Consider the following 9539-nt stretch of genomic DNA (forward strand, 5'->3'; position numbering starts at 1 on the left):
TGGGAGATCCCCGACATGCGCAGGATCGGTTCGGTCATGGTGTCTCCTACCGTCGCCCGCGGGCGACAGATAGAGCGGCGGGGCGGNCGAACCCGCCCCGCCGCAGTTGCGGATCAGAGCCCGACGTCGGAAGCCTTCAGGAAGCCCGAGTCGATGAGCTTGGACTGCACGTCGTCCTTGACGACGACCTCAGGCGTCAGCAGGTACGACGGGACGACCTTCTTGCCGTTGTCGTAGGTCTTGGTGTCGTTGACCTCGACGGTCTTGCCGTCCTTGATCTCCTGGATCATCTGGAAGACGCGGTCACCCAGAGCGCGGGTGTCCTTCCAGACCGTCATCGACTGCAGACCCTCGAGGATCGCCTTGACGTTGGCCTTGTCGGCATCCTGGCCCGTGATGATCGGGTAGTCCGCACCGGCGGTGTAACCGGCCGACTTCAGGGATGCCTCGATACCGATGGCGAGGCTGTCGTTGGGCGACAGGACGACGTTGACCTTCTTGCCGCCGCTGTAGAACGACGACAGGCGGTTGTCCATTTCGGCCTGAGCCTTGTCGGAAGCCCAGCCCTGGATGCCGATGCTGGCCCACGCGTCGTCGTTGGCGGGCGACTTGCCGCTCGGGACGACGATCTGACCCTTGTCGACGTACGGCTTGAGGACGTCCCACGCGCCGGCGAAGAAGAACTTCGCGTTGTTGTCGTCGGGGCTGCCGGCGAAGGGCTCGAGGTTGAAGGGGCCCTTGCCGTCCTTCAGGCCGAGCTGCTCCTCGATGAACTGACCCTGGAGGGTGCCCACCTTGTAGTTGTCGAACGTGGCGTAGTAGTCGACGTTCTCGCTGCCGTTGATGAGGCGGTCGTACGCGATGACGGTCGCGTTCTGGGCCTTGGCCTCCTGCAGCACCGGGCCGAGCGTCGAACCGTCGATGGCGGCGATCACGAGGATCTTCGCGCCACCCGAGATCTGGTTCTGGATCTGGCTGATCTGCTGGTCGGTCTTGTTGTCGGCGTACTGCAGGTCGACGGTGCAGCCGGCGTCCTGGAGCTTCTTCTGGAGCTGCTCACCGTCGTTGATCCAGCGCTCGAGGCTGCGGGTCGGCATCGCGATACCGACGTTGCAGTCGCCGCTGCCGCCGGCAGCGTCGCCACCGCCATCGGCGGGACGCGTGGAGCTACATGCCCCGAGACCGACGGCGAGAGCCGCGATGGCCGCACCGGTCAGAATTTTCTTCAGCATTGTGATCTGCGTTCCTCTCTGAACTGCAGGGACCCCCGTGGTCGCACCCGGCGCCCTCCCCGGCGTCGGATCGGGTACGTCCTCGTCCCGGCTTAATGGTCCGTCGTAATTATGACGGCTCCGTGAACATATCCCCGGGCGTGCGCATTTGTCCAGAGTTCCGGCCGCGACGAAATGCAACGAACGCGTAACGGAACGCGAGGGGCCCGTACCTCGGAGGCGCACAACTCCGGCAGAATTCCACCGATGCGCGCCCCTGACCGACAGCGGCAGTGAAACGCAGGAGTTGTGCCACACAGAGCGCGGGACAGTGACCGCGCGCGGCGAGGCGGGGGCGTCCTGTCCCGCGTCAGCGGACGTCGCGATCGGCCCCCGACCACAGGTCGCCGCACTCGACGGCCTCCGCGCCGTGGGCGCGGAGATACGGGCGCGCGCCGACGTCACCACCGACCGCCGCGGCGAGCGCGGCCCAGTGAGCGCGGCCGATCACGACGGGGTGGCCCGGTGCACCTCCGTAGGCGCCGAACGCCAGCGCATCGACGGCGGCGCGGGACGCGAGCCGAGCCACGGCGGCGGCCGGCAGCTCGGGCGTATCGACCGGCACGACCAGGATCGCGGACGCGTCCGTGGATGCCATGGCATCCAGTCCCGCCCGGAGGGAGGCCGAGACACCCTCGGCCCACGCCTCGGCGCGCACGACGGCCGCGCCTTCGGGGACGAGTGGCGCCGCATCGTCGGCCGCCGCGCCGAGGACCACGACGACCGGGTCGCACCCCCCGTCGCGCAGCGCCCGGACGGCCTTCTCGACCCACGGGACACCGTCGGGATCGCGCGCGAGGGCCTTGGGACCGCCGAAGCGACGACCGGCCCCGGCGGCGAGGACGAGGCCCGCCGGGCGGTGCGCGAGGATGTCGACGAGGGCCTCGGGAAGCATGGTCACGGTAGCGTAGCGTGCGTGAAACACGGCGCGGATAGCGTCGCCGGCATGCTCGAACTGGCCGCCGATCTGCTTCCCCTCCTCGAGGCGGGGACCCCCGTCGCGGCGGTCACGGTCACCCGCGTCATCCGGAGCGCCCCCCGCGGAGTGGGCGCCACGCTCGCGGTGACCGCCGATGCGCGGGTCATCGGATCGCTGTCCGGCGGCTGCGTCGAGGGCGACGCCGTGATGCTCGGCCTCGACGCGCTCCGCACGGGCGACGTGCGGCGCGGGAGCTTCGGTTTCGCCGGTCCGGACGATGCGATCGTCACGGCGGGCCTCGCGTGCGGGGGCGCGATCGAGGTCGTGGCGTACCCGATCGACGGGACCGACCCGCGGGCCCGCGCCGCGCTGCAGCGCGCTGCGGCCGGACGCGAGAGCGCGATAGACCTCGACCTGGGCGACGGCACGACCCTCGAGCTGCGACGGCGATCCCGTCCACGCCTCATCGTTCTCGGCGCGGGCGAACACGCGGCGGCACTGTGCCGCGTGGGCGCGGCGGCCGGGTTCGCGGTGACGGTGTGCGACGCGTGGGCCCTGCTCGTGACGCGCGAGCGCTTCCCCGAGGCATCCGACCTCGTCGTCGCCTCTCCGCACGAGTACCTCGCCTCGCTCGAGGACCCCGACGAGCGCACGGCCGTCTGCGTCCTGACCCACGACGAGCGCCTCGACGTGCCGGCGATCCGGACGGCGCTGCGCCTCCCGGTCGGGTTCGTCGGCGCGATGGGGTCGCGGGCGACCGTCGCGCGCCGCGCGGCACTCCTGACACAGGCGGGGGTGACGGATGCCGAGCTCGGCCGGCTGCACTCCCCCCTCGGCCTCGACCTCGGGGCGGAGACCCCGGAGGAGACGGCCCTCTCGGTGATCGCCGAGATCGTCGCGGCTCGACGCGGCGCGAGCGCGCTCCCGCTGAGCGCGACCGACGGCCCCCTCCACGCGGGCGCCGCCGCACCCGGGTGCGCCGTGCCGACGCCGGTGATCGCCGGATGACGGTGCTCGTGATCCGCGACGCCGTCGCGGTGGTCGAGGCCGAAGGCCGCGTCCGCACCGGGGACGTCGTGACCGTGGACGGCGTCGTCGTCGACACCCCCGCCCCCGCCGACGCGACGGTCATCGACGCGAGCGGCTGCGTCGTGACGCCCGGCCTCGTCAACGCCCACCACCACCTGCTGCAGACGGCGTTCCGGACGCTGCCGGGCACGCGTGGCATCCCGATGCGCGACTGGCTGCCCGCGATGGCGAGCGCGTACGCCGCGGCCGGTGTCGACCCCGAACTGACCGGGATCGCCGCGCGCGCGGGACTCGCCGAGGCGCTGCTCAGCGGCGTGACGACGGTCGCCGACCACCACCTCACCTGGCCGTCGGGTGCCGACACGGTCGGGATGGCCCGCGCCGCCGCGGCGGCGGCCGCCGCCCTCGGCGCGCGCCTCGCGTTTGTGCGGGGCGCCGCACGCGACGACCCGCAGGAGGCCGCGGCGTCGGCCGAGGCGATCGCCGCCGCACTCGTCGACGGGCAGCCGGGCGGCGTCACCGCCGACGGGATGCTGCAGGTCGCCGTGGGACCCGCGGGCGTCCACAGCGACCCGCGCGAGACGTTCGCCCTGCTCGCCGAGGTCGCCGAACGTCGCGGCCTTCGCCGCCGCACGCAGGCGAACGAGGTCGTCGACGTCGAGATCGCGCTCGACCGTTACGGCCGACGCCCGCTCGACCTGCTCGAGGACTGGGGCTGGCTCGCCCCCGACGTCGCCCTCGCCCACCTGTGCGGAGTCACCGACGACGAAATCTCCCGGCTCGCGGCCGCCGGCGTCACCGCGACCCACGCTCCGGGCTGTGATGTTCCGATGGGCTGGGGCGTCGCGCCGGTCGCGAAGCTCCGGGACGCCGGCATCCCGGTCGGGCTCGGAACGAGCGGCGGCGGCAGCAACGACGCCGGGCACCTCCTCGCCGACGCGCGTCTCGCGATGCAGGTCTCGGCGCTCGTGGGGCCGCAGGTGGCGGCATCCACGGTCCTCGCGATGGCGACCGCGGGATCGGCCGACGGCCTCGGGCGCCCTGAACTCGGCAGACTGACGCCCGGGTCCGCCGCCGACCTGTGTCTGTGGGACGTGTCGGGGGTCGCCGACGCGGGCGTCGCCGATCGCGTCGCGGGGCTCCTGTGGGCCGCGCCCGGTCGTCGCCCGCGCACGGTCGTGGTCGCCGGACGTGTCGTCGTGGACGATGGATGCCTCGTCTCCGCCGACGAGCGCGAGATCACCGCGCGATTGTTCGAGAGGGTGGGACGATGACCACCATGGCTCCCGCGATCCCCGCCGACGATCCCGCCACCGGCTCCACCGGCGACGAACGTCTCGGGGCGCACTTGCGCGGCCTCCGCAAGGCGCGCGGGCTCACGCTGACCCAGCTGGCGGAGGCGGCGGCGCTGTCGCATCCGTTCCTCAGCCAGCTCGAGCGCGGCCTCGCCCGCCCCAGCATGGCGAGCCTGGAACGATTGGCGCGCGCCCTGGGCACGAGCCGCGTCGAACTGATCGCCGCGTCCGAGCCGCCGCGCCCCGACGAGAGCGCCCACCCGACCTTCGTGCGCGCGCACGAGGGACTCGTCGGGCCGTACGCCGAGGGCAGCGCGCGGATGCTGGCCGAGGGTCCGCGGCGCTTCGAGCCCATGGAGTTCACCGGCGCGAACCCCGAACCCGGCGACCACTACGTCCACGAGGAGGACGAGTTCCTCACCGTTCTCGAGGGCTCGATCGTGATCTCACTCGGCCCGTTCGGCGAGACGACGCTCGCGGTCGGCGACTCCGTGTACTGCCGATCGGGCACGCCGCACCGCTGGCACTCGCCCGGCGGTGCGCCGTACCGGCTGCTGATCGTGAAGGAACTGGTGCACGGCGCCCCCGACCCCGGCGAAGGAGACACATGAGCGGCGGTCTGACGTTCGAGGCGATCGTGCGCGAGCGGCGCGAGGCGGCGGACGGCGTCGTCGTGCTCGACCTCGAGCGGCCCGGCGGCGTGCTGCCGCACTGGTCGCCGGGTGCGCACATCGACGTCGTGCTGCCCGGCGGGGTCGAGCGCCAGTACTCGCTGTGCGGATCGCCGAGCGAGCGCGGCACGTGGCGGATCGGCGTGCTGCGCGAACGCGAGGGCTCGGTCTGGCTGCACGAGAACGCGCACCCCGGCACGGCGCTCCGCGTCCGCGGTCCCGCGAACCACTTCCTCTTCGCCCCCACCGCCGGACGCTCCTACGTCTTCGTCGCCGGGGGCATCGGCATCACGCCGATCGTCCCCATGATCGAGGCCGCCGACGCCGCGGGCGCCGCGTGGACCCTGCTGTACGCGGGCCGGTCGCGGCGCACCATGGCCTTCGTCGACGAGCTCGTCGACCGCTACGGCGACCGCGTCGAGGTGTTCGCCGCCGACGAGGGCACCCGCCTCGATCTCGACGCGCGCCTGGGCACCCCGGCATCCCGGACCGTCGTCTACGCGTGCGGTCCCGCCCGCCTGCTCGAATCCCTGGATGCCACGATGTCGGGCTGGCCGCGCGGCAGCCTCCACGTCGAACGGTTCGAGGCGAAGGTCCTGGGCCCGCCGGTGTGGACCGAGCCGTTCGAGGTCGACCTCATGATGTCGGGGCTCACGGTCGTGGTCCCGCCGGAGAAGTCGATCCTCGAGGTCGTCGAGGAGTACGGCGCCGTCGTGCCGTCGAGCTGCCGCGTGGGAACCTGCGGAACGTGCGAAGTGCCCGTGATCGACGGCGACGTGGAGCACCGCGACTCGGTGCTGTCGCCCGAGGAGCAGGAGGCGAACCGCACCATGATGGTGTGCGTCTCGCGCGCCGCCTGCCCGCGCATCACGCTCGAACTCTGACGCGGGGCGCGCGCGTCAGATCTCGACGCGGCGCCCGAGGCGTCCGGCCACGGCGTCAGCGACGGCGCGGTGGATGACACGCATCGGGCGCCAGCGGCGCGTCGCGACCGCGCACGCGACGCAGAGCAGCAGGAACAGCGCCGCGTGGGCGAGACGCGGCGTGCTCCACCGGCGCCCGGTCCCCAACTCCCGGTGGATGCGGTTGCGGAGGAAGTAGTACAGCAGCGCCGGGTTCGTCGACAGGAACATCGCCCGCACCTCGAAGCCCGGCGGCATCCACCGTTCTCCGCGGGGGTCGACCACGACGGCGTCGCGGACATGGACGAGACGCCCGCCGCGGGCGACGATCCGCGACGTGTACTCCAGGTCGTCGCCGTACAGGACGAAGTCGGCGCGCGGCGAACCCAGGGCTCGCAGTACCTCGGCGCGGACGAGGAGCCCGCCGTACGGCGCGTACGGCAGATCCGTGCCCACGGCGCGCGGCCGCGGGCGACGCAGCCCGACCCGCTCGAGCAAGCGCCGCGCGAACAGCCCCGCCTCGACACCCGCGAACGAGATCCCCTCGTCCGGACTCTCCCGCGCGCCCTCGGTCGCGACGACCTCGGCGATCGTCGCGGGCTCCGCGTCGGGGACGCGCAGCGGCGCCACGGCGGTGAGGTCGATCCCGGCATCCCGGATCGCACGATCGGCCGAGAGCAGGCGGTCGAGCGCGCCGGGTTCGGGCAGGTTGTCGTCGTCCAGCAGCCAGACGTACTCGGTGCCCGCGGCCCGCGCGCCCGAGATCGCCGCGGCGAAGGCCGGAGCCGACCCTTCGTTGCGCGGCATCCGTCGCACGACGATGCGGCCCGCACTCGCTGCCGCGGCCGCGTCGAGCGCGGTCGCCGACGCGGGGGCGGACCCGTTGTCGATCACGAGCACCGCGTCGACCCCCGCGTCGAGCATGCGGTCCACGACCGCGAGACACGACTCGTGCCGCGAGCCGTAGGTGACGGTCGCGCCGGTGACGGTGGGGCGGCGTCCGCTCACGGTTTGCCTCCTCGATAGACCTCGGCGAGACGGCGACGGAAGGCGCCGGCCGAGAATTCCTCCGCCACGAGGTCGCGGACGCGCAGCGCGTCACGGCGCGCGGCATCCGGATCGGTGAGCGCCCGGATGAGTCCCGAAGCGAGACCCCGTGCCTCGTCCGCGACCGCGAACGCGTGAAGCCGGTCGTCGACGATGCCCTCGACTCCGACGCCCGTGGAGACGACCGGGATACCACGCAGCATCGCCTCGACCGTCTTGAACTTCACCCCCGCCCCGGCCCGCAACGGCACGATCACGACGTCGGCCTCGGCGTAGGCCGCCTCGAGCGAGTCCACTCGGCCCGTGACGACGAAGGTGCCCGGCCGGGTCGCCGCGACGCGGTGCATCTCGGAGGTCGGACCGGCCCCGGCGAACACGAACCGCACGTCGGGGTAGACCTCGAGAACACGCGGGGCGATGTCGGTCATGGTCCACAGGGCCGCCTCGGAATTCACCGACCGGTCGAAGGCACCGACGAACAGCACGGTGGGGGTCGCATCACCCGTGCGGGTCGAGATCTCCACCCCGTCGGCGAGCGGTGGGCGCACCACGACCGCCGACACGGCGGCACCGGCCGCGCGGCGGACCAGCGTCGCATCCTTCGCGCTGAACGACAGGACGGCGTCGGCGTGCCGGTAGATGCGACATTCGTCGCGGCGGACGCTCGCGCGACGCCACCGCGCCAACAGGACGCGTGGATGCCATCCGGTCCCCGCCGCGGCGAGGAAGCGCTCGTAGTTCTGCAACACCACGTCGTGCGCGACGACGACGTGCCGCCGCGTGCCCGTCGGACGTCGGCGGAGTCCGTACCAGCCGGACTCGCTCCACTGGTATTCGACGATCTCTGCCGTCGCGAGAGCGGTTCGCGACGCCGCATTGCGCCGCAGCGCTCGACGCAGCGGGACGACGGGACGGACCGCCAGAGCCGCTGTTCCTGCCGCTCGAGCACCCCGATCAGGCGTCGAGCGATGCCGGAATCCGCGGATCGCCGGGGACCAGCACGACGTCCGCCAGACCGTCGAGCGCCCCTGCCGCCGCCCGGTTCTCGGGTCCGTCGAAGGACACGACGGTCACGCGGTGACCCAGGTCGCGCAACGCCCGCAGGTGACGCAGCACGTACTGGCCTCCGGCGTGCGGGATTCCCTCGTACGGTACGACCGGCGACAGGCTGACGATCCGCATGCACCCTCCCCTTCGCGCCGTGCGGACGGCGCGAGCATCCAGCGTGCCCGGCTCGCGACGGCGGCCCGGCCGGCATCCGGGTCGTTTCGACCGGGCGAATGGATGCCACCCTCCGGGCGATGCAGCTCGTGAACGCCGCAGCTGCTCAGGGAGCGCCGGGGCGAAGGCCGCGTCGCGGGCAGAGAACGGCCGCTTACTGTGTGGGCGGCGGCGGTCCGGTCCGCTCGAGAGGAGGTCCGACCCGTCGTGCGGATCACCCACCTTCACAGCACTTTCGTCTCCCCGTGGGGCGGCGCGGAGTCCTACCTCTTCTCGCTCGCCGCGGCGCAGGGGTCCCGCGGCCACGACGTCGAGATCGTCACCGCCGTCGCGGACGGCCAGAGCATCGCGCGAGCCTCCGCAGTGGGGGTCCGCGTCACGGTGCGCCCCACCTGGCGCCCCTACGCACCCGATCGGCGCGGGTCGTCGGGCGTCGCCCGGGCGGTGTTCCACGGACTCGATGTCCTCCACGGCATCCTCATCCCCCGCGCCTACCTCCGCGTGCAGGAAGGCCGCGACATCGTGCACGTCCATCGATTCCAGGGGGTGGGAGCGAGCATCCTGCGTGCTCGCGGCGCCGCCACCGTGCACACCGCACACGATTTCTGCCTCGTCGACACCAGCTCCACGACGCTGAGGCGCGGCGTCCTCCCGCCTCGGCTCGGACCCGCCCAGCGCCTCCGCGCACGCATCGTGTCGCTGTCGGCACGCCGCGCGACGGTGATCGTCTTCCCCAGCGAGCGGACCAGGCGCCGCCACCTCGAACTCGGCTTCCGCGGCGGGCCCGCGCTCACCCGGGTCCTCCCCCACGGCTGGCCGACGCCCCTCCTCCCCGCCGGCGAGACCGCGGTGCCGCCGCGTCCCCGCTTCGTGTTCCTCGGACGGCTTCAGGAGTCGAAGGGCATCGCCCTCCTGCTGCGTGCGTGGGCGGAGGCCGACCTCGACGCCGACCTGGTCATCGCGGGCGACGGGCCCCGACGGGCCGAGGTCGAAGCGGCCGTCGGCGACGACGTGCACTACGTGGGGTGGGTGGATGCCGAGGCCAAGGGCGCGCTGATCCGCTCCGCGACGGCCCTCGTCTTCCCCTCCCTGTGGCCCGAGACCTTCGGCCTCGTCATCGCGGAGAGCCTGCTGCTCGGCCGCCCCGTCGTGGCGACCCCGGCCGCTGCCGGAAAGTTGATCGT

10 protein-coding genes are annotated in these 9539 nt (G+C 72.9%); 5 read left to right on the forward strand and 5 right to left on the reverse strand.

Annotated features, from left to right (window positions below; translation table 11 throughout):
* Positions 1-113 precede the first annotated feature (113 nt).
* A complete protein-coding gene (chvE, locus tag I5G_RS08385) occupies positions 114-1232 on the reverse strand; it encodes a multiple monosaccharide ABC transporter substrate-binding protein (RefSeq protein ID WP_022878654.1) in 1119 nt (372 codons plus the stop codon).
* A 349-nt stretch (positions 1233-1581) separates the two neighbouring features.
* Positions 1582-2166 carry an NTP transferase domain-containing protein gene (locus I5G_RS08390; protein WP_022878655.1) on the reverse strand — a complete coding sequence of 195 codons (585 nt, stop codon included), beginning with the start codon at positions 2164-2166 and terminating at the stop codon, positions 1582-1584.
* A gap of 51 nt (positions 2167-2217) precedes the next feature.
* Here I5G_RS08390 and I5G_RS21440 point away from each other — a divergent pair, with 51 nt between their 5' ends.
* The 4 genes from I5G_RS21440 to I5G_RS08410 are packed head-to-tail and all read left to right on the forward strand — an operon-like array spanning position 2218 to position 6069.
* The gene (locus I5G_RS21440) at positions 2218-3198 is read left to right on the forward strand and encodes an XdhC family protein (RefSeq protein ID WP_022878656.1); all 981 of its coding nucleotides are present in this window, start codon (positions 2218-2220) and stop codon (positions 3196-3198) included.
* Complete coding sequence (locus I5G_RS08400; RefSeq protein WP_026095775.1) at positions 3195-4493, forward strand: amidohydrolase family protein; 1299 nt, start codon at positions 3195-3197, stop codon at positions 4491-4493. Before I5G_RS21440 ends, I5G_RS08400 begins: the two co-directional genes overlap by 4 nt.
* The gene (locus tag I5G_RS08405; RefSeq protein WP_022878658.1) at positions 4490-5125 is read left to right on the forward strand and encodes a helix-turn-helix transcriptional regulator; all 636 of its coding nucleotides are present in this window, start codon (positions 4490-4492) and stop codon (positions 5123-5125) included. The genes I5G_RS08400 and I5G_RS08405 overlap by 4 nt, the downstream gene beginning before the upstream one ends.
* Entirely contained in the window at positions 5122-6069 is a 948-nt protein-coding gene (locus tag I5G_RS08410) for a PDR/VanB family oxidoreductase (RefSeq protein ID WP_022878659.1), read from the forward strand. Before I5G_RS08405 ends, I5G_RS08410 begins: the two co-directional genes overlap by 4 nt.
* Positions 6070-6084: 15 nt before the next feature.
* On the opposite strand, the gene I5G_RS08415 is transcribed toward I5G_RS08410, so the two are convergent.
* The 3 genes from I5G_RS08415 to I5G_RS08425 all read right to left on the reverse strand — a co-directional run bounded on the left by I5G_RS08415 (position 6085) and on the right by I5G_RS08425 (position 8316).
* Positions 6085-7095, reverse strand: a complete 1011-nt coding sequence (locus I5G_RS08415) for a glycosyltransferase (RefSeq protein ID WP_022878660.1) — start codon at positions 7093-7095, stop codon at positions 6085-6087.
* Positions 7092-7886 (reverse strand): glycosyltransferase family 4 protein, encoded by a 795-nt coding sequence (locus I5G_RS08420; protein WP_187288819.1) that lies wholly within the window; start codon positions 7884-7886, stop codon positions 7092-7094. The genes I5G_RS08415 and I5G_RS08420 overlap by 4 nt, the downstream gene beginning before the upstream one ends.
* Before the next feature lie 202 nt (positions 7887-8088).
* A complete protein-coding gene (locus I5G_RS08425) occupies positions 8089-8316 on the reverse strand; it encodes a hypothetical protein (protein WP_022878662.1) in 228 nt (75 codons plus the stop codon).
* A 246-nt stretch (positions 8317-8562) separates the two neighbouring features.
* Between I5G_RS08425 and I5G_RS08430 the strand changes: the two genes are divergently transcribed.
* Positions 8563-9539, forward strand: a 977-nt coding sequence (locus I5G_RS08430) for a glycosyltransferase (protein ID WP_022878663.1), incomplete at its 3' end; no start/stop codon positions are given.

Origin of the sequence: Microbacterium sp. B19, assembly GCF_000333395.1 — a bacterium.
Lineage (GTDB): Bacteria > Actinomycetota > Actinomycetes > Actinomycetales > Microbacteriaceae > Microbacterium.

Coding starts and splice junctions, on each gene's coding strand:
- chvE (WP_022878654.1), bottom strand. CDS start 1,232: ATGCTGAAGAAAATTCTGACCGGTGCGGCCATCGCGGCTCTCGCCGTC.
- I5G_RS08390 (WP_022878655.1), bottom strand. CDS start 2,166: ATGCTTCCCGAGGCCCTCGTCGACATCCTCGCGCACCGCCCGGCGGGC.
- I5G_RS21440 (WP_022878656.1), top strand. CDS start 2,218: ATGCTCGAACTGGCCGCCGATCTGCTTCCCCTCCTCGAGGCGGGGACC.
- I5G_RS08400 (WP_026095775.1), top strand. CDS start 3,195: ATGACGGTGCTCGTGATCCGCGACGCCGTCGCGGTGGTCGAGGCCGAA.
- I5G_RS08405 (WP_022878658.1), top strand. CDS start 4,490: ATGACCACCATGGCTCCCGCGATCCCCGCCGACGATCCCGCCACCGGC.
- I5G_RS08410 (WP_022878659.1), top strand. CDS start 5,122: ATGAGCGGCGGTCTGACGTTCGAGGCGATCGTGCGCGAGCGGCGCGAG.
- I5G_RS08425 (WP_022878662.1), bottom strand. CDS start 8,316: ATGCGGATCGTCAGCCTGTCGCCGGTCGTACCGTACGAGGGAATCCCG.